Here is a 19,838-nt window from a genome sequence, read left to right on the forward strand (position 1 = left end):
AATACGGTGGGGCCCCCCCAAACCGCCCCCCCCCCGCAAACCCCCCCCACCCGAAAACCGCCCCCCCCCCGCAAACCCCCCCCACACGCCGTGGTCGGCACCTGCCGACCAGGGCGCGTTCGTTATCCCTTACGCAAAGTACTTCCTGGTTCAGACCACCGTAACAAGCCGCTCGTACCATCGTGACGGAGTGATCGTTAAGGTGGTACGCGAGATGTCGACTCAAGGGGGAAGGGACGGTCATCGTGAATATGTCGCTGGTCACAGAGACTTCGACGCAGACGTCTTCGGTGCGCTGCAAGGAGTCGTTACTGCTGTTGGGCGCGCTGCAGGAGTTGCAGAACGGCCGGGGAGGCATCGTCGAGGTGCTCGGCGAGCCCGGTTCGGGCAAGAGCCGCCTGCTGGCCCAGCTGACCTCCGCCGCGCGTGCCCGGGGCGTCCCGGTGCTGGACGGCCGCTGCTACCCGTCCGAGCAGCATGATCCTTTGCATGTGTTCACCCGCGCGCTGAACGGCCTGATGACGTCGGAGAGGCTGACCGACCTCTCCCCCGCCCACGCCGAGCTGCTGCGCGCCGGGCTCTGCGCCCGACTGGGCGGACGGGGCGCCGAACTCCCGCCGCTCCAGCTCTCCCAGGCCGTCCACGCACTGCTCAACCAGGCCGCCGACGGAGGGCTGCTGCTCGTCCTCGACGACTTCCACTGGGCCGACCCCCAGTCGCTCGAGCTCGCCGACCACCTGGCCCGCTGGACGTTCCGGGCACCGGTGCTGCTCGTCCTCGCGCACCGGCCGCGGCAGGCGGCGCCCTCGCTGCTCAGCACCCTCGCCCAGGGCGCCGAGCAGGACCGGGTGCAGCGGATCGAGCTCCAGCCGCTCAATCTCGACCAGGCCGCCCGGCTCCTCGGCGTGCGGCCCGACACCGGCTGGCTGCCCTCGGTGCTCCAGGAGAGCCGCGGCAATCCGCTGTATCTGCTGGCGCAGGGCGACGCCTCCCCGCTCGGGCCCGGGCTGCGGCCCGACCTGCTGACCGGGCGACTGGCGCCGCTGGCCGCCGAACTCGCCGTGCTCGACCCGGCGGAGCGGCTGGTGGCGGAGTCGGCGGCGGTGCTCGGCGACCGGTTCAGCCGGGACGAGCTGTCGGCCGTCTCCGAGCTGCCCGTCGACGAGACCTGCGCCGTCGTCAACGCGCTGATCCAGCTGGACGTGATGCGGCCGCTGCGCTGCTCCGCCACGCAGCTGGGCTTCCGGCATCCGGTGCTGCGCCGTGTGCTGCACGACCAGGCCGACCGCTGCTGGCGTTCGCAGGCCCACCGCAGGGCGCTCACCGTGCTCAATCGCCGGGCCGCTTCGGCCTCCGAGCGGGCCGTGCACATCGAGCTGTCGACCAGCTCCTTCACCCCGGAGGACCTGGAGACACTGGCCCGGGCCGGCAAGGAGACGGAGCAGAGCTCCCCGTACGACGCCGTACGGTGGCTGCTGACGGCCCTTCACGGACTGCCCGCCTCCGAGCAGTCCACCGGCCGGCTCCTCGGTCTGATTCCCCCGCTGGCGCGGGCGCTGCGGGCGGCGAACTACCTCGCCGACGACGCCTCGCTGCGGATGCAGCTGACGCAGGGGTCGGCGCTGGGTCCGGGCGAGGCACACCGGGCGGCGGTCCGGCTCTGCGTGATCGTCGAGTGCCTCCACGGGCGGTTCAGCGAGGCGGCGGAGCTGGTGACCGCCGAACTCGGCACCCTGCGCGAGATGGACGCTGACAACGATCTCCTCGCTCAGCTCACGATCTACCGGGGAATCGTTTCATCGCTCCGTGGCGACGACGAGCTGCCCAAGGTGGCCGCCCAGGCGCTGGTCCTGGCCCGGGCCGGCGGCAAGCGCACGACGCTGGCCGGGGCCATGGCCCTGCATGCCCTCGGCGAGCTCTCCGCCGGCCGCACCGCGCAGTGCCTGGCCTCCTACGACGCCGCCGTGCGTCAGATGGACGAGCTCTCGCACAACGAGGTGTACTACCACTCCGAGTACCTCGCGCTGCTGGGCTGGTGCGCCCAGGCGCTCGGCCGGCCGCGCGAGGCGGAGTCGTTCTACGAGCGCGGCACCGCGGTGGTCCGGGACTGCTCGCACAACGCGATGCTGCCCGTGCTGCTGAGCGGACTGGCCGAGGCCCAGCTGCGTCAGGGCCGGCTGGAGAGCGCCCGCAGGTCCGCCGCCGAGGCCGCGGAGCTGTCGGGCTATCTGGGCGCCCAGCAGTTGCGCGCCGTGGCCCTCGCCCAGGAGGCGCTGTGCGTGACGTACGCCGATCCGCCGGGCAGCAGCCGGGCCTCGGCCCTTACCGAACAGGCCGTCACCACCCTGCGCCGCTCGGCCTGCCGCTGGCACGGCGCCGCCGTCCTCACCCTCGCCGAGGCGCTGCTGCTGCAGGGCAGCCCGGACCGCTGTGTGAGCCTGCTCCTGGAGCTCGGCGGCACCGACTTGCGGGATCTGGATCCCGCGCAGCGTCCCCGCGCCTTCGAACTGCTCACCCTGGCCTCGCTCTCCGGCGGCACGGGCAGCACGTCGATGTGGGCCGACCGCACGGCCGGCGCGGCGCAGACCCTGCGGCTGCCGCACAACCGGGCGTACGCGCTGCTGTCGCGCGGGCACGTGCTCGTCGAGCAGGGCGACTGGGACGCGGCGGTGGCGCTGTACGAGGAGGCGGAGCGCGCCTTCGACAACGCGCAGCTGCGGCTCCACCGGCTGACGGCCCGGATCCGTGCGGCCCGGGCGGCGAGCAACAGCAGCCGTCCGGAGCGGGCGGCGGAGCTGTGGGCGTCCGCGCAGGAGCTGGCCGAGCAGTGGGACGTTCTGCTGCTGGCCCGGCTGAGCCCGGACACACCGCTGGAGAACTCGCTGGGCCGGGGCTGCCACGCGCTGCTGCCCGCGCCGATCCCGCCGGTGACCGGTCTGGAGGTGCTGACGGAGCGGGAGCGGGAGGTCGCCCGGGTCGCGGGGACGGGCCGGCGGACGCGGGAGATCGCGGAGGCGCTGGGGCTGAGTCCGCGCACGGTGGAGGTCCACCTGTCCCGGATCTACCGGAAATTGGAGATCGGTTCGCGCGCGGAATTGGCTCGTTTGATGGCCGTACGTATTTCCACTGATGCCCGTACGTGATCCCTCTGTGAGGCTGAAGGCACGGCAATGAACCGCGCGGGGTCCGACCGGCCCCGGTTCAGTTCCTTCAGGGGGTTGAAGTGAGTCAAGGTGGGGTCGCCCATCATCACGTCTGGTCCGCGTCGACGACGTGTCCGGGATCCGGCACGGTGGACGAGGAGCCGATCACGGCGGATGTGTTCCGGGGTGTTTTCCGGACCCACCCGGCCGGCGTGGCGATCATCACAGCGATGGGTGAGAGAGGGCCCGTCGGGTTCACCGCGACCTCGCTCAGCTCGCTCTCGTCCGCCCCTCCCCTCGTGTCGTTCGGGGTGGGCCGGCGCGCCTCGTCATGGGCCACGATCTGTGCGGCCGAGTACGTGGCGGTGCATCTGCTCGCCCTCGACCAGCAGGAACTCGCCACGACCTTCGCACGCAGCGGCGCCGACCGGTTCGCGCCGCCGACCCGTTGGAGGTCCGGCCCGCACGGAGTGCCGCTGCTCGACGGCGTGCCGACGGCGCTGGTCTGCCGCAAGGTGTACGACCTGCCCGCCGGCGATCACACCCTGGTGATCGCGCAGCCGATTCACGCGCTCGAGGGCGACCCGGCGCATCCACTCGTCTATCTCGACGGTCGCTACGGCTCAGTGACGCGCTGAGCACTGTCGGTCCATGCGAACTCCGGAAGGTCAACAAGACATGCGATTCGAAATCTTGGGCAGCCTGCGCATGACTGACGGCGACGATGTCTTCGCCATCAGCGCACCGAAGGTGGAATGCCTTCTCGCGGCCATGCTGGTACGTGCCGAGGACGTCATTTCCACGGACCAGCTGTGCGGCGAGATCTGGGGCGACGAACCACCGCGCCGGGCCACGGCCACGCTGCATGTGTACATATCCCAGCTGCGAAAACTGCTGAAACGCGCGGACCGGGGCAAGGGTCCGATCGTGACCCGGTTCCCGGGGTACGTCCTGGAGCTGGGCGACAACACGCTGGACGCGCACGACTTCCAGCGGCTGACCCAGCAGGGCCGGGCGGCGTCCCGGGCGCGTCGGCACGCGGAGGCTTCCGCGCTGTGCGGTCAGGCGCTGTCGCTGTGGCGCGGCACGGTCCTGGGCGAGCTGCGGGGCGGCGCGATCGTGGACGAGTTCGCCACCTGGGCGGAGGAGACCCGGCTCGAGTGCGTCGAGATGCGCAACGAGGCGGATCTGGCGCTGGGACGGCATCGGGAGCTGGTCGGGCCGCTGTACGCGCTGGTCGCCAAGCACCCCCTGATCGAGGCGTTCCACCGGCAGTTGATGCTCGCGCTGTACCGCTCCGACCGTCGGGCGGACGCGCTGCAGGCGTACCACTCGGTGCGTTCTGCGCTCGACCGGGAGCTGGGCATCAGCCCGTGCCGGCAGCTGCACGAGCTGCATCAGGCGATCCTCCTGGACTCCGGTCCGGCGCTGCTGCCTTCGGCGGCCTGAAACAGGTGCTGTCCAGGCCGTATTGAAAAGTGGGGACAGTCCCCATATTCTCGCTCCATGACCACTGAACTGGGTATCAGCCTGTCTGTCCTGGACACCGCGCCCGTCTGGCGGGGGTCGACGGCGACCGCTTCACTGCGCAACACCATCCGACTGGCCCGCGCCGTGGACCGGCTCGGCTACCACCGCTTCTGGCTGGCCGAGCACCACAACATGCCGTCACTGTCGACCTCGTCGCCGGCGATCCTCGCCGGGCAGATCGCCGCCGCCACCACGCATCTGCGCGTCGGGGCCGGCGGCGTCATGCTGCCCAACCACCCGCCGCTCGTGGTGGCCGAGCAGTTCGGCACCCTGGCCGCCCTGCACCCCGGCCGGGTCGACCTCGGCATCGGCCGGGCACCCGGCACCGACCCGCTCACGGCCAGGGCGCTGCGCCGCCAGGCCGGGCCGCTCGGCGGCACCGACTTCCCCGCGCAGATCCAGGAACTGCTGCGGTACTTCGCGCCGCCCGCGGGCGGCGCCCACGCCCAGGCCGCCGGGCGCGGGACGGTCCTCGCCGTCCCGGCGACCGAACAGACCGTGCCGGTCTGGCTGCTCGGCTCCAGCGGGTACAGCGCACAGCTCGCCGCCGCCCTGGGGCTGCCCTTCGCCTACGCCCACCACTTCGCCCCGCACGGCACCCTGGCCGCGCTGGACGCCTACCGCTCCGAGTTCCGGCCCTCCGAGTACCTCGCCCAGCCCTACGCGATGATCGCCGCCTTCGGCGCGGTGGCCGAGGACGACGCCCGGGGCGAACTGCTGAGCGCCCCGCTGCGGATGATCACCGCCCAGTCGCTGCGCGGCCAGAACCCGTACTTCCCGCCCGCCGAGGAGGCCGCCCGCTTCTCCTTCGCCCCGGAGGAGCGGGCGGTGGTCGACCAGATGTACGACCCCCAGATCTTCGGCGGGCCGGAGGCCGTACGGCAGCGGATCACCGAACTCACCAAGGCCACCGGCGCCGACGAACTGATGATGCTCAGCGTGGTCCAGGATCACGACGAGCGCGTACGGTCCTACGAGCTGCTCGCCGAGCTGGCCGGGCTGAGGGCCCCCTCCTCGGCCGACGCGGGCTGATCCACCGCCTCGGCCAGCAGCCGGAACGTCCGGACCCTGGCCTCGAGGCCGAAGACGGGCGCCGTCGCCAGCAGTTCGTCCGCGCCCGTCCGGGCCCGGAAGTCGGCGAGGCGCCGGCGTACCGTCTCCGCCCCGCCGACGATCTGCGGGGCGAAATGACCGTCCAGATACCTCTGCTGAGCATCCGTCAGCTGATATCCGGCCGCCTGGTCGGGGGTACGGAAGAGGGTCAGCGGATTGATCCGCCCCTCCACATGGGCCACCTTGATGGGCCCGGCCAGGTACTCGGCCTCCTCGTCCGTGTCGGCCGCCACCACCTGGGCCGACACCGCGACATAGGGGCGCTCCAGCCGCTCCGAGGGACGGAACTCCTCCCGGTAGCGGGCCACCGCCGCCTCCGTACCACTCGGGTTGAGGTGGTGGGCGAAGGCGTACGGCAGTCCGAGACGGGCTGCGAGCGAGGCGCTGGAGGCGCTCGTGCCGAGCAGCCAGACCGGCAGCGGACGCTCCGGCGGCGGGCTGACCGCGACCGGCGGCCGGGCGTCCGGACGGGACGGCGTCAGATAGCCGATCAGCTCGGCCAGCTGCTCCCCGAAGGCACCCTCGTGCGCCGGGTCGCCGGTGCGCCGCAGCGCACGGGCGGTGGCGGGCTCGCCGCCCGGCGCGCGGCCGATGCCGAGGTCGATCCGGCCCGGGTGGAAGACGTCGAGGGTGGCGAACTGCTCGGCGACCACGAACGGCACGTGGTTGGGGAGCATCACGCCGCCCGAACCGATCCGCAGCGTCGAGGTGACGCCGGCGAGCTGCCCGATCAGCACGGGCGGCGTCGAGGTGCCGAAGGCCGGCATGTTGTGGTGCTCGGCCAGCCAGTAGCGGTGGTAGCCGAGGCGCTCCACCGCCGGGGCCAGCTCCAGCAGTTCACGCAGGGACCGGGCGGCGGGGACGCCGTTCCAGACGGGCACCGTGTCCAGGACGGACAGGCGGAATCCAGCAGTGTCGTTCATAGGGCGACTCACCATCAGGAGACATGGCCGGGCACGGGAGGCGCGGCCGGGTTGGTTGGAGTGGTCGAGGGAGCGGCGGGCCGGGGCAGCGCGTCCAGCAGCTGCCGCGTCCAGGGGTGTTCGGGGCTTGTGAAGACCCGCTCCACCGGACCGGTCTCGACGATGCGGCCCGCCCGCATCACCGCGACTCGGTCGCTGACGTGGCGCACCACGCCGAGGTCGTGCGAGATGAACAGCAGGGCCACGCCCAGCCGTTCACGTACCCGCTCGAAGACGTCCAGCACCTGCGCCTGGACGGAGACGTCGAGCGCGGAGACCGGCTCGTCGCAGACGAGGACGTCGGGCTCGGGCGCGAGCGCGCGGGCGATCGCCACGCGCTGCCGCTGCCCGCCGGACAGTCCACGGGGCCCGCGGTCGAGGAGCTCGGGTTCCAGGCCCACCAGGCCCAGGAGCTCGGTGATGCGGGCCCGCTGACCGCGCGCGGCCCGACGGCCCCCGGCGCCGAGCGCCTCGGCCACGATCCGCTCCACGGTCCACCGCGGGTCGAAGGAGGACAGCGGATCCTGCTGTACGAGCTGGATCCGCCCCCGCAGCGCGGCCCGCGCCCGCTCGCTCCGCCCGGACCAGGGCCGCCCGAGCAGGGTCACGGCCCCCTCGTCCGGCTCCAGCAGCCCGAGCACGACCTGGGCGAGCGTCGACTTCCCGGACCCCGACTCCCCGAGCACCCCGAGCGTCTCGCCGGCCCGAAGGGTGCAGGACACATCACTCAACGCGTCGATGCCCCCACCGGGCCCGGGGAACCGCTTGAAGAGTCCCTCGACCCGCAACACGACGGCGCCGGAGGCGGGTTGGGCGGAGTCGGGGGCGGCGAGCTGAGCGGGTACCAGGACGGCGGCGCGCTGAGCGGGTACCGGGACGGTGGAGTGAGCGGGTACCAGGACGGCGGACTGAGCGGGATCCGGGACGGCGGACTGAGCGGGTTCCGGGACGGCGCGCTGAGCGGGTTCCGGGACGGTGCCGCGCCCCGGGCCCGCGACCGTCGTCCCGCCCGGGACCGGGTCCTCCACCGCGGCCGGGCCCGTGCGTCGGCGGGGTGACGGGACCGCTTCGAGCAGACGACGGGTGTAGGGGTGGGCGGGCGCCTCCAGGAGGTGCGCGGCCGGGCCCGTTTCCACGAGGCGGCCGTCGTGCATCACCGCGATGCGGTCGGCCAGTCGGGCCACCACCGCCAGGTCGTGGCTGATCAGCAGCAGCGCGGTGCCCGCGTCACGACGGGCGGCCAGCAGGTCGAGGATCTGGGCCTGCACGGTCATGTCGAGTGCCGTCGTCGGCTCGTCCGCGATCAGCACGCGCGGGCCGGCGGCGATCGCCGAGGCGATCAGCGCCCGCTGCCGCTGCCCGCCGGACAGCTGGTGCGGGAACTGCCGGGCCCGCCACTCCGGTTCGGGGACGGCGACCTCCCGCAGCAGCTCGACGGCCCTCCCTGGCCGGTCACGGCGCGTGCCGATGCCGTGGTTGGCCAGCGACTCCTCGATCTCGACGCCGATCCGGCGCAACGGATCGAGCGAGACGAGCGCGTCCTGCAGCACGAGCCCGATCTCCGCGCCCCGGATCCGCCGCCACTCGCGTTCGCCGAGGGCCGTGAGGTCCCGGCCGTCGAACTCGAGTCTGCGGGCGCTCACGGTGGCTCCGGGGCCGGTGAGCCCGGCCAGCGTCCGGCCCGTGACCGTCTTGCCCGAGCCCGACTCGCCGACCACGGCCAGACACTCGCCGGCCCGCAGCTGGAGGTCCACACCGTGGACGACCTCGGTGCGGTGCCGGCCGTGGCCGAACGAGATCCGCAGGTCCTCCACCGTGAGGAGCGCCTGCCCGGCGCGGGGTTCGTCAACGCCCATGGCCGTCCCTTCCGTCGATCCGGCGCTGCAGGGCCCGGCCCACGACCGTCACCGCGACGACCGTGACCGTGATGGCCAGGCCGGGGAAGACGGCGGCCGCCCACGAGGTGTCCAGGTGGTCGCGGCCCTCCGCGAGCATGGCGCCCCACTCCGGCGAGGGCGGCTGCGGGCCGAGGCCGAGAAAGCTGAGGGTCGATCCGGCGATGACCGCGCTGCCGATGTTCACCGTGGCGAGGACCAGCAGCGGCGGCAGGGCGTTGGGCAGCAGATGCCGTACGAAGACGGAACCCCTGCCGCGCCCGATCACCACGGCCGCACGGACGTAGTCGCTGTCGCGGATGGCCAGCGCCTGGCCCCGGGCGAGCCGCACGAAGCCGGGCAGCAGCGAGGCCCCGATGGCCAGGGTGGCGTTCCCGGTGCCGGGGCCGAGGACGGCGACCACGACCAGGGACAGCATCAGGCCGGGGAAGGCCAGCAGGATGTCGGTGGCCCGCATCAGGATCTGGTCGACCGCCCGGCCGGCGGCGGCCGCGAACACCCCGAGGAGCGAGCCCACGACGACGGCGAAGGCCGTGGCACCGAAGCCGATCAGCAAAGAGGTGCGGGCTCCGTGCACGATCCGGCTGAGCACGTCCCGGCCGAGCTGGTCGGTGCCGAGCCAGTGCCCGTCACCGGGCCCGGCCAGGGCGTTGACCGGGTCGATGGCGTCCGGTTGCTGCGTGGCGAGCAGTCCTGGCGCGACGGCGGCCAGGACGGCGAGGGCCACGACGGCCCCGGCCAGCACGACACCCACCCGCGGCCGACGCCGAGCGCCGCGCACGGCCCGAACCCCGGGACCCGAACCGGCCCCCGTGCCTGTCGGTTCCCCCTCGGCCCCACCGCCGCCGGAGTCCGGGTCCGACCCGGCAGACGCGGCGATGTCAGAGTTCCGGGCAGCCCCAGCAACGCCAGGGTCCACGGCGGCGCTGACAACCCCAGTTGCGCCGACGTCCCCGGTGCCGCCCGCAGCCCCAGCGACGTCAGAGTCCCGGTCGGCCCCGGCGGACCCGGAGGCCCCAGCAGCCCCAGCAACGCCAGAGCCCCCGGCGCCCCCCGCAGCCCCAGCGACGTCAGAGTCCCGGGCAGGCCCGGCGGACCCGGGGGCCCCAGCAACGCCAGAGCCCCCGGCGCCCCCGGCAGCCCCAGCGACGCCTGAGTCCCGGGCAGGCCCGGCGGACCCGGCGGACTCGGCACCGCCGGAGTCCCCGGCCACCCCGGTCCCCCCGAAGCCTTCGGTCCCCGCGTGGGTCTCGGACGTGGTCATCCGATGCTCCTCTCGTCGATCCGCGGGTCGACGATCCGATAGAGCACGTCCACCACCAGGTTGATCAGGGCGAAGGCCACCGCGGAGACCAGCACCACACCCGTCACCACCGGCAGGTCCCGGCCGGCCACGGCACCCGCCGTCACCTGGCCCAGGCCCTGGCGGCTGAAGACGCTCTCCACCACGACCGCGCCCCCGAACAGCGCGCCCACCGCCCAGCCGGCCAGGGTGACCAGCGGGATCAGACCGTGCCGCAGCGCATGCCGGAGCCGGATCGCGGTCTCGCCGCTGCCCCTGGCCCGGGCGCTCAGCACGAACGGCTGCTCCAGGGCCCGTTCGACCTCCTCCCGCAGCACCTGCGAGAAGACGCCGACGAGACCGGCGGCGAGCGTGACGGCCGGCAGGACGAGACCGGCCGCGCCGCTGCCGCCCATCGCCGGGAACCACTTCAACCGGAAGGACAGCAGCGCCAGCAGGAGCATCCCGGTCCAGAACGCGGGCGTGGAGGCCGCGACGAGTTCGAGGGTGGAGGCGATCCGCCGGGCACGCGGCCGGTGCGCGGTCAGGACGGCCAGCGTCACCGCCGCGAGCAGCGCCAGGACGAACGCGGCGGCCGCGAGCTGCACCGTGGGCCACAGCTGATCGCCGATCACCTCGCCGACCGGCTGCTGGAGCTGGAAGGACTCGCCGAGGTCACCGGTGAGCAGCCGCCGCATGAAGCGCCCGTACTGCACGGCGAGCGGCTCGTCGAGCGCGAGCTCGTGGCGGACCTGCTCCACCAGTTCGGGCGTGGGGTTGGTGGAGCCGAGGACGCTGCGCACCGGATCGCCGGGCAGCAGCCGGAAGGCGAAGAAGACGGCGTTGGCCGCCCCGAAGACGACCATGGCCGCCAACAGCAGTCGGCGTACGAACCAGCGCAGGGGAAGCCCCATCAGTCCTCCAGCCGGGCGTCGTGGAAGCGCGGATACGCCTGGACGTCGAAGGTCACGCCGCGGACCCGGTCGGCGGCCCCGACGAGGGTGGCGGGCGCGTAGACGGGCAGGGCGAGCGCCTCCTCGTTCACCCGCGTCTGCGCCCGCGCGTACAGGGCCGCCCGTCGTGCGGGGTCGCGGGTGGTGGTGGCCTCGCGGAGCCAGCCGTCGAGACGGGCGTCCTTGACGCCGAAGGCGTTGGAGCCGCCCTTGTCGCCGGTCTGCGCGGAGTCGAAGTAGCTCCGCATGATGTCGGGTTCGGCGCGGTTCCAGCTGAAGGCGAGGATGTCGGCGTCGCGGCCGATCGCCTTCTCCAGATAGGCCCCCGGTTCCAGGGCGGTGAACCGGATCTCGATGCCGGCCCGCTTCGCCTCGGCCTGGATGCCCTGGCCGAGCAGCGCCCGCTGATCGCGCATCAGGCTCGTCATGTACGGCCAGTGCAGGGTCAGCCGCTTGCCGTCCTTGGTGCGGTAGCCGTCCTCGTCCCGTCCGGTCCAGCCGGCCTCGTCGAGGAGGCGCGCCGCCTCCTCGGGGTCGTAGGGCCAACTGCCCTCGGTCGTGGCCGCGTACCCGGCGGTGGCGGGTGTCAGGGTGCTCCAGGCGCGTTCGTACGCCCCCGAGTACAGCGCCTTCACCAGCGCGTCGAGGCGTATCGACCGCTGGAGCGCACGACGCACCCGCGGGTCGTCGAGCGGCGCCCGGTTGACGTTGAGCATCAGCGTGTACGGCGCGCCGGGCTGGGCCGCCCGCAGCAGCCGGAAGCCGTCGGCGTGCCGGAGCCGGCCGATGTGGCTCGGGGGTACGGCGGCGGCCACGTCCACCTGCCCGGAGCTGAGGGCGCCGAAGCGCGAGGCCGCCTCCGGGATGAACTCGACGGTGAGCCCGGCCACGCGTGCGGGTCCGCGGTTCTCCGCCTCCGGGGGTGCCCAGGCGTAGTGCGGGTTGCGGTCGAGGTCGATCCGCCGGTTGCGGGCCCAGCCCGCGAAGACGAACGGGCCGCTGCCGACGGGCTTCAGACAGGTCCGCCCCCGGTTCGCGCGCAGCGCGGTGGGCGACTGGATGCCGAAGGTCGCCGTCGACAGGACCTGGAGCAGCGGCGCGTACGGACGGGACAGCGCCACCCGCACGGTGCGGGCGTCGACGACGGTCGCGCCCTCGTACATGGAGATCAGCCCGGCCGCGTACTGGGACTTGGTCTCCGGCGCCACGGTGTGGTCGAGGGTCGCCTTGACGGCCGCCGCGTCGAAGGCGGTGCCGTCGTGGAAGCGCACCCCGTCGCGCAGCCGGAAGGTGTACGCGCGCCCGTCGCCGGAGATCTGCCAGGACGTCGCCAGCCATGGGCGGATCCGGCCCTCGGCGTCCATGGAGACCAGCGAGTCGAAGATGTTGCGGCCGAGGGCGGCCGTGACGTCGTACGGGCTGATCTGCGGGTCCAGGCAGTCGGGCTGACTGTCGACGGCGTACACGATCCGGCCGTCGCGCCCGTCCCCTCCGCCGGATCCGGCGCCGCACCCGGTCGCGACGGAGGCGAGTGCCAGCGCCGAGACCAGGGCCCGCCGGATCGTGGTGGTGCGATGTGTACGCGGCCTCATGCGCCCCGCAGTCCCTCGGTGGCGTCCGCGGTGGTGCCCTCGTCGGCGGCCGTGACCCTCAGGGCGGCGGCCGGGCACAGGTGCTCGGCCTGCCGGGCCAGCTCCACGTCGGCCGCGCTGTCGACGGAGTCGGTGAGCAGGGCCACGATCCCGTCCTCGTCCTGGTCGAAGAGGTCCGCGGCGGTCAGGACGCACTGCCCCGCCCCGATGCAGCGGTCGGTGTCGGCGGTGATGCGCACGGGGCTCACCACGTCACGGGCAGTTCGTAGATGCCCTGCACACCGCTCTGCGCGGGCTTGATCTCCACCTGGTCGGCGGGGACGGCCAGGCGCAGTCCGGGGATGCGGGAGAAGAGGAGGGTGAGGGCGCTCTCCATCTCGGCGCGGGCCAGGTTCTGTCCGATGCACTGGTGCACGCCGTACCCGAAGGCGAGGTGGTGCCGGGCGCCGCGCGCGAGGTCCAGCTCGTCTGCGTTCTCGAACGCCTCCGCGTCGCGGTTGATCTCGGCGGTGGAGAGCATCACGCTGTCGCCGGCGCGGATGGCGACGTCGCCGATCGTGATGTCCTCGGCGGCGATGCGCATGGCCACGTCGCCGATGGAGAGGTAGCGCAGCAGCTCCTCGACGGCGAGGCTCGCGCCGGCCGGGTCGGCGCGGAACGCGGCCAGCTGGTCGGGGTTCTGCAGCAGCGTGAACGTACTCAGCGTGATCATGCTGGCGGTGGTCTCGTGACCCGCCATCAGCAGGATGATGCCGAGCCGGATCACGTCGTCGCGGGAGAGCGAGCCCTCGGCCAGGTCCTTGTGGACGAGGGTGTCGAGGAGACCCTCGCCGGGCTCGGACTCCTTCTCCTTGCGTTCCACGAGGCCGGTCAGGTACGAGCGCAGGTTCATCAGCGCCTGGGTCGCGTCGTCCTCGGTGACCTGCGGCGACACCAGCAGCGCCGACTGCTCCTCGAAGTAGTCGTGGTCCCCGTAGGGAACCCCGAGGATGCCGCAGATGGTGTGCGAGGAGAGCGGCAGCGCGAGTCCGCTGAGGATCTCGGCGGGCGGCCCCTGCTCCAGCATCGCGTCGACGAGTTCACCGGCGCGCCGGTGGATCGACTCGGTCAGCTGCCGGGTGCGTCGCACGGAGAAGGCGGAGATGAGCCTGCGGCGGTACGCGGAGTGCTCCGGCGGGTCCATCCCGACGAGGATCGTGGCCTTCTGGATGGCCTTGCGTCGCGGGCTCGGCGAAGGAAAGTCCGGCCGGCTCCAGTCGGAGGACAGGCGCGGGTCGATGAGCAGCTCACGGGCGACGGCGTGGCCGAGGACGACCCAGGTGGGGCGTCCGTCGTAGAGCCGGGCGCGCACCACCGGGCCCTCGGCCTCGCGCAGGTCGCGGTAGCCGGACGGCGGCTGGTACGGGCACTGCCGCAACTGCGGGAAGTCGGGCAGCGGCTCGGTTCCGGTGGTGAGGCCCACCGCGCTGGGACGTGACATGCGAGATCTCCTGCGAGCGGCGACATTCGGGCTGCGGCAAGCCTGGAACCGGTGTCTTGTGCGGCTCTAAAGGACGCCTGTGGATCCCGCCGCCAACGCCCGCCACCCACCCCGACCACAAACGACGGGCCCCGGCCCGGCCGGGGGCCGCCGGGCCCCACTCCGGCCCGGACCGGGACCGGCAGTCCCGCCCGGCCTGGGACCACGAGTCCCATTCCGGCCACGGGCCAATCCACCCACCCCGGCCCGGGGCCGCCGGGCCCGCACCTGCGGCCGGACTACGGGCCGGGATCGGGACCCCCGCCTCGGCCCGTGAGGCGGGTCCCGGCGTCCGTGGCGGTGGCTCCGGTGGCCGGGGCGAGCGTCCGTCCCCGGCGCCCGGGTGGTGTCTTTAGGCCGCGCTAGGAGGTGCTTAAGACCGGCTGCCGAGATTGGCGGGATGCATATCGCAGCCATCGCCCGGGAGCGGCGTCACACGCTCTTCTTCCTCGACGAGATACGTCCGTTCGCCCCCGTCCACCTGGACACCGAGGTGGACATGTCCGGGGTGCTCGCCCACCGTGAGGCCCATCGCGGCGACAGCCGGCTGTCCCTGGTCACGTACGTGCTGCACTCCGCGGCCCGGGTGATCGCCGCCCACCCGGAGGCCAACGCGGCGATCCGCGGCCGGCTGCGCCCCAAGGTCGCCCGCTACGGCGAGGTCTCCGGGAAGGTCGCCCTGGACAAGCGGGTCGGTGGCCGGCGCGTCGTGGTCTCGGCGGTCCTGCCGGACCTGGACCGGGCCGATCTGAAGGGGATCCAGCACGAGCTGGAGCGCTACCGCGACGGTGATCCGGAGACGATGCCGGAGTTCGCCTCGATGCTGCTGCTGCACCGGCTGCCCGCGGCGCTGGCGCGCGCGGCCTACCGCCGGGCGGTGCGTTCGCTGATCAACCACCCCCGCTTCTTCGGCACCTTCGCGGTCACCTCGCTGGGGCACAGGGCGGTCGACGGCTTCCACTCGGTGGGCGGCACGACGGTCACCTTCGGCGTGGGCCGGATCGTGGAGCGTCCGGTGGTCCGGGACGGCGAGGTGACCAGCGCGCCCGTCATGCGGCTGAACCTCACCTTCGACCACCGGGTCATCGACGGCGCGGAGGCGGCGGACATCCTGACCGAGGTCAAGGAGGCGCTGGAGGGGTTCTCGGCCGAGGAGGGGCTGCGATGAACGACGTCCAGGAACTCAAGCAGTTCGTCGAGGTGCACGGCCGGATCCTCGGCATCCCGGGCGAGCGACTGCGGCAGGTACTGCTGCGGATCCGGCACGACGAGGACGGCGAACCGGGCTCCTGGGCCCGTGAGTGGACCGAGGCCGGTGTCGAACTGGAGCGCCGGGGCCGGGAGGTCGAGGCGGGACGGCACTTCAACATCGCCCGGTTCCCGTTCGTGGACGGCCCGGCCCGCGCGGACGCCCAGGAGCGCACGGTCGCCTCCTTCAACCGCTGGCGCTCGGGCGACGGTTCCGGCATCCGCCGCCTCGACCTCGATCTCTCCGGCGGCCGGGTGCGGGCCTGGGCGGCCGGCCTGGACGCGCGGGGCGGCGAACGTCCGCCCGTGCTGCTGCTGAGCGGCGGCATCGTGAGTGTGAAGGAGCAGTTCGGACCGATCCTGGCCAAGGCGTCACGGCTCGGCCTGGCCGTCGTCGCCACCGAGATGCCGGGAGTCGGCGAGAACGAGCAGCTCTACGCGGCGGACAGCCACCGGATGGTCCCGGAGCTCCTCGACGCGCTCGCGGACCGCGCGGACGTGGACCGGACCGTCGCCGTGATGATGAGCTTCAGCGGGCACCTGGCGCTCCGGGCAGCCCTGCACGACAAGCGGATACGGGGCGTGGTCACCGCAGGCGCCCCGATCGGGGACTTCTTCACGGACGCCGCCTGGCGTCCGAGGATCCCCCGCGTGACGGTCGACACCCTGGCCCACCTCACCGGCGGCGCCCCCGGTTCCGTACTGACGGATCTCGCCGACTGGGCCCTGACGCCGCAGGAGTTGGCGGCGCTCGAGGTGCCGGTGTCGTACACGGTGAGCGCACGCGACGAGATCATCCCGCCGGGCGACCGGCTCCTGCTCGAACGGCACGTGCGCGAGCTGCGCATGCTGGTCCACGACGATGTGCACGGTTCGCCCTCGCACGTGGCCGAGTCCCGGCTGTGGAGCCTTCGGTCGGCGCTCGAGACGCTCGGCGGATACGGGCCGCAGCGGACCGTGCTGGGCCTGGCCCTGTCGGCGATCCGGCTGCGGGAGCGGCTGACCGGAGCGGCCGGCCCTGCCGAGGGCGGCGCGTGAGCGGCGGAACGGGGCCGGTCTTCCGCTTCGGGGTGAGCGAGATCTCCCCGGACGCCGACTGGCCGGAACGCGCCCGGGAGGCGGAACGGCTCGGCTACGACACCTTCGCGACCACCGACCACCTGGGGATGACCGCCCCGTTCCCGTCCCTGGTGGCCGCGGCCGCCGCCACCTCCCGGATCGAGGTCGCCACCTATCTCACCAACACCGCGCTGTGGGATCCCGAGGTGCTCGCCCGGGAGATCGCCGGCACCGACCGGCTGACCGGTGGGCGGCTGACCGTGGGGCTGCATGCCGGGCAGACCGGCACCGCGGCGACCGCTTCGCTCACGGCCCGGGAGAAGCGGGACCGGCTGGTCGGGACGGTGGACGTACTGGACCGGCTGCTGACCGATCCCGCGCACCGGCCGCGCCCGCTGCGGTCGCCCCGACCGCCGCTGATGATCGGCGCCAACGAACCCGACGAGCTCGAACTCGCCGCGCGCCGGGCCGACACGGTCTGCTTCATCGGCGCGGAACTGCCCCCGGAGGGCGGTTTCGTGCTCATCGGCCCCGAGGAGTTCGCCGCACAGGTGGCGACGGTGCGCGCCCGGGCGGCGGAACTCGGCCGGACGCCCGAGCTGAACACCGGGGTCAAGAAGGTCGTCGTCACCGACGACCGGCGGGCCGCCGCCGACTCGCTGCGCACCGCCCTCGCGCCCCATCTGACGGCGGCACAACTCCTCGATCTGCCCTCGCTGTTGATCGGAACCCATCAGGAGATCGCCGAGCAGATCCGCGGCCACCACGACCGGTACGGCCTCACCTCGTACATGGTCCTCGCCGCCCACCTGTACGACTTCGCCCCCGTGATCCCGCTGCTGCGGAAAGGATGAGCCTGTGACCGATCCCGTGATCGTCGTGGGCGCCGGTCCCACCGGTCTGATGCTCGCCTGCGAGCTGGGCCTGGCCGGTGCGCCCGTCGTCGTCGTCGAGCGACGCGACACCCCCGACCCCCGCTCCCCCGGCCAGGCGGTGAACGCGGCCGTCATGGAACTCCTGGCGCAGCGCGGTCTCGCGAACGAACTCCGCGAAGCAGGACTCCCGCTGCCCGGGGCGCACTTCTCCCTGTTGTGGCTCCGCCCCGAGGAAGTGTCGGGTCCGCAGCGCGTCGGCGGCGGGCTGCTGGTGCCGCAGTCCAAGCTGGCGGAGGTGCTGGAGCGGCGCGCGCGTACGCTCGGCGTGGACATCCGGCGCGGACAGGAGGTGACGGAGCTCCGGCAGTCCGCCGACTCGGTGACCCTGCGGCTGCGCTCCGCCGACGGCGAGTCCACCGTGCGCGGCTCGTACGTGGTGGCGGCGGACGGCGCCGGAAGCACCGTACGGACGCTGGCCGGCATCGGCTTCCCGGGGAGTGGCTGGACCGTGTCGGGCATCGTGGGCGATGTGGAGGCCGACTTCTCCGAACTGGCCGTCAACCATCTGGGCGCCCACTACACCGCCTCCGGCGGGGTGTACTCGGGCGCGCCCGCAGGCCCCGGCGTCCTACGGGTGATCACCACGCTCTTCGGCGACGAGCCGGCCGCCGGCGCGGGGCCGGTGGCACCGAAGGAGCTCCAGGGCGAGATCGAGGCGCTCACGGGCCATCGGCTGCCCGCCCGCGAGGTGGTGTGGGCCGAGCGGTTCACCAGCGTCAGCGGCAACGCGGAGCGCTACCGGGCCGGTCGGGTGTTCCTCGCCGGCGACGCCGCGCACTCCTTCTACCCCCTCGGCGGCCTCCGGCTGAGCACCTGCCTGCAGGACGCGGTCAACCTCGGCTGGAAGCTCGCAGCGGACCTCGCCGGCTGGGCGCCGCCGGGGCTCCTCGACACGTACCACGCCGAGCGGCACCCGGAGGGCGAGCGGGCCCGGCTCGCGCTCGACGCCCAGCTGGCCCTGATGCACCCGGCGGCCCGGGCGGCCGGTGCGCGCTCCCTCGTCGCGGAACTCGCCCGCTTCGATGACGTCAACCGGTACCTGGTGGAGCTGGTGACCGGCGTCGACCTCCGCTACCGCCTGGGTGCCGCGTCCGCGGACCCCGCGCTGGGCGGCCGGGTCCCCGCCGCCGCGCCGCTGCTGCACGACGGCCGTGGACTGCTGCTCCTCGCGGAGGGCGCCTCCGGTGCGGCGTTCGCGGGTACGGCCGCGGGCTGGGCCGACCGGGTCGGCACGGCGGCCGTCCCGGAGGGCGCGGAGACCGGTTCCGTACTCCTGCGTCCGGACGGACACGTCGTCTGGGCCGAGGGTTCGGGCGAGCTGGAGACGGCGCTGAAGGAGTGGTTCGGCGCGCCGCGCTGAGTGCCGCGACGGAGATGACGAAGCGCCCCGCGGGGGGGCCCCCCCGGGCGGAGCGCGGGGGGGGGGCCGGGAGGCGGGGGCGGCCGGGGTGGGCGCGCCGCGCGGGGGGGTGGCCCGCGGGGCGGCGTGGGCGGGGGGGGGGGGGGGGGGGGCGGGGGGGGGCCGGCCACAGGGACGGTGGGGTGGGGGGAAGGCGGTCAGGCCAGTTCGAGCGCGAAGCCCGCCTTGAGCCACTTGCTGGACTCCACGGAGATCCCGAGGACCCGGTCACCGGGCGCCAACTGCGGCAGGACCTCCTCCAGCTGGAAGAACGGCATCGCGTTGCCGGTGTTGGCGATGGTGTCGACGCGGGTGATCTCCTCCGCCAGCGGAATGTCCAGGCCCTCGACGATCCGCCGCGTCATGCGCCCGGAGAGCTGGGGCGGCAGCAGGTAGTCCACTTGGGCGGCCGTCCAGCCCAGGTCGCCGAGGAGTTCCTCGGCGATCTCCCGGGACATCACGGGGACGGACTCCTCGATCGCCTTGTAGTCCTCCTTGATGTGGGCCCGGTCCGCGTCCGCGCGGTCGAGCGCCCCGGTCCACTCGACGATCTGGCCGGGCTCGCGGTTCAGCCCGGTCAGCCGGTTGAGCACCCGGCGGATCACCGGTGCGCCGGCGACCGGCTCCGCGCTCAGGACGGCCGCGCCGGCGCCGTCGCCGAACAGGACGAAGTTGACCAGCTCGGCCGAGTCGAGCTTCGCCAGGTCGACGCCGGGGTCGTAGTGGCGCGAGCACAGCTCCCCGCCGATCACCAGGGCCGTACGGTGACCGCCGGCCCGCAGCATCTGGCGGCCGACGTCGAGCGCCTGGAAGGCGCCCGCGCAGCCCGACTGAAGCTGATAGGTCGGCACTCCGTCGATGCCGAGCCGGTCCGCGACGATGTTGACGGTCGCGGGCATCAGCTGGTCGGGGGTGGCGGTGCCGAGGACGACGAGGTCGATGTCCCCGGCAGTGACGCCGGCGCTCTCCAGGGCGCGCGCGGCGGCCGTGGTGGCCAGATCGGCGAGCGTGGACCGGAGCTTCCCGGTGCTCAGATCCACCGACAGATGCCTGGCCCGGGTGCCGACGAACGCGTCGACCCACTGTTCCCAGATCGGGTCCATGCCGAAGTGGCGGGCCAGGTCCGCGTTGTCCAGGGGATCGCCGGGCAGTGCGGTTCCGACCGACAGGATGTGGATTTCCGAGGCTTCCATTCCGCCACTTTCGGC

At 73.4% G+C, this 19,838-nt stretch carries 16 protein-coding genes; 8 read left to right on the plus strand and 8 right to left on the minus strand.

The features are described from left to right. Nucleotides 1-317 precede the first annotated feature (317 nt). The 4 genes from ACFVZW_RS21240 to ACFVZW_RS21255 all read left to right on the plus strand — a co-directional run bounded on the left by ACFVZW_RS21240 (nucleotide 318) and on the right by ACFVZW_RS21255 (nucleotide 5,705). Nucleotides 318-3,143 carry a helix-turn-helix transcriptional regulator gene (locus ACFVZW_RS21240; protein ID WP_384523462.1) on the plus strand — a complete coding sequence of 942 codons (2,826 nt, stop codon included), beginning with the start codon at nucleotides 318-320 and terminating at the stop codon, nucleotides 3,141-3,143. Between the two features lie 149 nt (nucleotides 3,144-3,292). Further along, nucleotides 3,293-3,781, plus strand: coding sequence for a flavin reductase family protein (locus tag ACFVZW_RS21245; protein ID WP_384523464.1), 489 nt, complete (start codon nucleotides 3,293-3,295; stop codon nucleotides 3,779-3,781). A 40-nt stretch (nucleotides 3,782-3,821) separates the two neighbouring features. Next, the gene (locus tag ACFVZW_RS21250) at nucleotides 3,822-4,592 is read left to right on the plus strand and encodes a BTAD domain-containing putative transcriptional regulator (RefSeq protein WP_384523466.1); all 771 of its coding nucleotides are present in this window, start codon (nucleotides 3,822-3,824) and stop codon (nucleotides 4,590-4,592) included. Between the two features lie 57 nt (nucleotides 4,593-4,649). Beyond that, nucleotides 4,650-5,705 (plus strand): LLM class flavin-dependent oxidoreductase, encoded by a 1,056-nt coding sequence (locus ACFVZW_RS21255; RefSeq protein ID WP_384523468.1) that lies wholly within the window; start codon nucleotides 4,650-4,652, stop codon nucleotides 5,703-5,705. Here the strand turns inward: ACFVZW_RS21255 and ACFVZW_RS21260 are convergent. From ACFVZW_RS21260 to ACFVZW_RS21290, 7 genes are all read right to left on the minus strand, one after another. After that, on the minus strand, nucleotides 5,645-6,709 hold the full coding sequence (locus ACFVZW_RS21260; RefSeq protein ID WP_384523470.1) for an LLM class flavin-dependent oxidoreductase: 1,065 nt from the start codon (nucleotides 6,707-6,709) through the stop codon (nucleotides 5,645-5,647). The genes ACFVZW_RS21255 and ACFVZW_RS21260 overlap by 61 nt on opposite strands. 14 nt (nucleotides 6,710-6,723) lie before the next feature. Continuing rightward, complete coding sequence (locus ACFVZW_RS21265; protein WP_384523472.1) at nucleotides 6,724-8,604, minus strand: dipeptide ABC transporter ATP-binding protein; 1,881 nt, start codon at nucleotides 8,602-8,604, stop codon at nucleotides 6,724-6,726. After that, on the minus strand, nucleotides 8,594-9,388 hold the full coding sequence (locus ACFVZW_RS21270) for an ABC transporter permease (RefSeq protein WP_384523474.1): 795 nt from the start codon (nucleotides 9,386-9,388) through the stop codon (nucleotides 8,594-8,596). Before ACFVZW_RS21270 ends, ACFVZW_RS21265 begins: the two co-directional genes overlap by 11 nt. 515 nt (nucleotides 9,389-9,903) lie before the next feature. Next, a complete protein-coding gene (locus ACFVZW_RS21275; RefSeq protein ID WP_384523476.1) occupies nucleotides 9,904-10,839 on the minus strand; it encodes an ABC transporter permease in 936 nt (311 codons plus the stop codon). Further along, entirely contained in the window at nucleotides 10,839-12,470 is a 1,632-nt protein-coding gene (locus ACFVZW_RS21280; protein WP_384523478.1) for an ABC transporter substrate-binding protein, read from the minus strand. Before ACFVZW_RS21280 ends, ACFVZW_RS21275 begins: the two co-directional genes overlap by 1 nt. Further along, complete coding sequence (locus ACFVZW_RS21285; RefSeq protein WP_384523480.1) at nucleotides 12,467-12,709, minus strand: ferredoxin; 243 nt, start codon at nucleotides 12,707-12,709, stop codon at nucleotides 12,467-12,469. The genes ACFVZW_RS21280 and ACFVZW_RS21285 overlap by 4 nt, the downstream gene beginning before the upstream one ends. A gap of 5 nt (nucleotides 12,710-12,714) precedes the next feature. Further along, a complete protein-coding gene (locus ACFVZW_RS21290) occupies nucleotides 12,715-13,950 on the minus strand; it encodes a cytochrome P450 (protein ID WP_384523482.1) in 1,236 nt (411 codons plus the stop codon). Nucleotides 13,951-14,389: 439 nt separating this feature from the next. Here ACFVZW_RS21290 and ACFVZW_RS21295 point away from each other — a divergent pair, with 439 nt between their 5' ends. From ACFVZW_RS21295 to ACFVZW_RS21310, 4 genes are read left to right on the plus strand one after another with little or no spacing between them, the layout of a single operon-like run. Then, complete coding sequence (locus tag ACFVZW_RS21295) at nucleotides 14,390-15,157, plus strand: 2-oxo acid dehydrogenase subunit E2 (protein ID WP_383560757.1); 768 nt, start codon at nucleotides 14,390-14,392, stop codon at nucleotides 15,155-15,157. Beyond that, the gene (locus tag ACFVZW_RS21300) at nucleotides 15,154-16,275 is read left to right on the plus strand and encodes an alpha/beta hydrolase (RefSeq protein WP_384523484.1); all 1,122 of its coding nucleotides are present in this window, start codon (nucleotides 15,154-15,156) and stop codon (nucleotides 16,273-16,275) included. Before ACFVZW_RS21295 ends, ACFVZW_RS21300 begins: the two co-directional genes overlap by 4 nt. Continuing rightward, entirely contained in the window at nucleotides 16,272-17,150 is an 879-nt protein-coding gene (locus tag ACFVZW_RS21305; protein ID WP_384523486.1) for a TIGR03621 family F420-dependent LLM class oxidoreductase, read from the plus strand. The genes ACFVZW_RS21300 and ACFVZW_RS21305 overlap by 4 nt, the downstream gene beginning before the upstream one ends. A gap of 4 nt (nucleotides 17,151-17,154) precedes the next feature. Beyond that, the gene (locus ACFVZW_RS21310) at nucleotides 17,155-18,591 is read left to right on the plus strand and encodes an FAD-dependent monooxygenase (RefSeq protein WP_384523488.1); all 1,437 of its coding nucleotides are present in this window, start codon (nucleotides 17,155-17,157) and stop codon (nucleotides 18,589-18,591) included. A gap of 197 nt (nucleotides 18,592-18,788) precedes the next feature. On the opposite strand, the gene ACFVZW_RS21315 is transcribed toward ACFVZW_RS21310, so the two are convergent. Next, the gene (locus tag ACFVZW_RS21315; RefSeq protein WP_384523490.1) at nucleotides 18,789-19,823 is read right to left on the minus strand and encodes a 3-oxoacyl-ACP synthase III family protein; all 1,035 of its coding nucleotides are present in this window, start codon (nucleotides 19,821-19,823) and stop codon (nucleotides 18,789-18,791) included. Between the last annotated feature and the right edge of the window lie 15 nt (nucleotides 19,824-19,838).

Source organism: Streptomyces sp. NPDC059567, from assembly GCF_042735655.1.
Taxonomy (GTDB): domain Bacteria; phylum Actinomycetota; class Actinomycetes; order Streptomycetales; family Streptomycetaceae; genus Streptomyces.

Bases quoted from the DNA above. Each gene is read 5' to 3' on its own strand.
- ACFVZW_RS21260 (WP_384523470.1), bottom strand. From the start codon at position 6,709: ATGAACGACACTGCTGGATTCCGCCTGTCCGTCCTGGACACGGTGCCC.
- ACFVZW_RS21265 (WP_384523472.1), bottom strand. From the start codon at position 8,604: ATGGGCGTTGACGAACCCCGCGCCGGGCAGGCGCTCCTCACGGTGGAG.
- ACFVZW_RS21280 (WP_384523478.1), bottom strand. From the start codon at position 12,470: ATGAGGCCGCGTACACATCGCACCACCACGATCCGGCGGGCCCTGGTC.
- ACFVZW_RS21300 (WP_384523484.1), top strand. From the start codon at position 15,154: ATGAACGACGTCCAGGAACTCAAGCAGTTCGTCGAGGTGCACGGCCGG.
- ACFVZW_RS21250 (WP_384523466.1), top strand. From the start codon at position 3,822: ATGCGATTCGAAATCTTGGGCAGCCTGCGCATGACTGACGGCGACGAT.
- ACFVZW_RS21290 (WP_384523482.1), bottom strand. From the start codon at position 13,950: ATGTCACGTCCCAGCGCGGTGGGCCTCACCACCGGAACCGAGCCGCTG.
- ACFVZW_RS21275 (WP_384523476.1), bottom strand. From the start codon at position 10,839: ATGGGGCTTCCCCTGCGCTGGTTCGTACGCCGACTGCTGTTGGCGGCC.
- ACFVZW_RS21295 (WP_383560757.1), top strand. From the start codon at position 14,390: ATGCATATCGCAGCCATCGCCCGGGAGCGGCGTCACACGCTCTTCTTC.
- ACFVZW_RS21315 (WP_384523490.1), bottom strand. From the start codon at position 19,823: ATGGAAGCCTCGGAAATCCACATCCTGTCGGTCGGAACCGCACTGCCC.
- ACFVZW_RS21255 (WP_384523468.1), top strand. From the start codon at position 4,650: ATGACCACTGAACTGGGTATCAGCCTGTCTGTCCTGGACACCGCGCCC.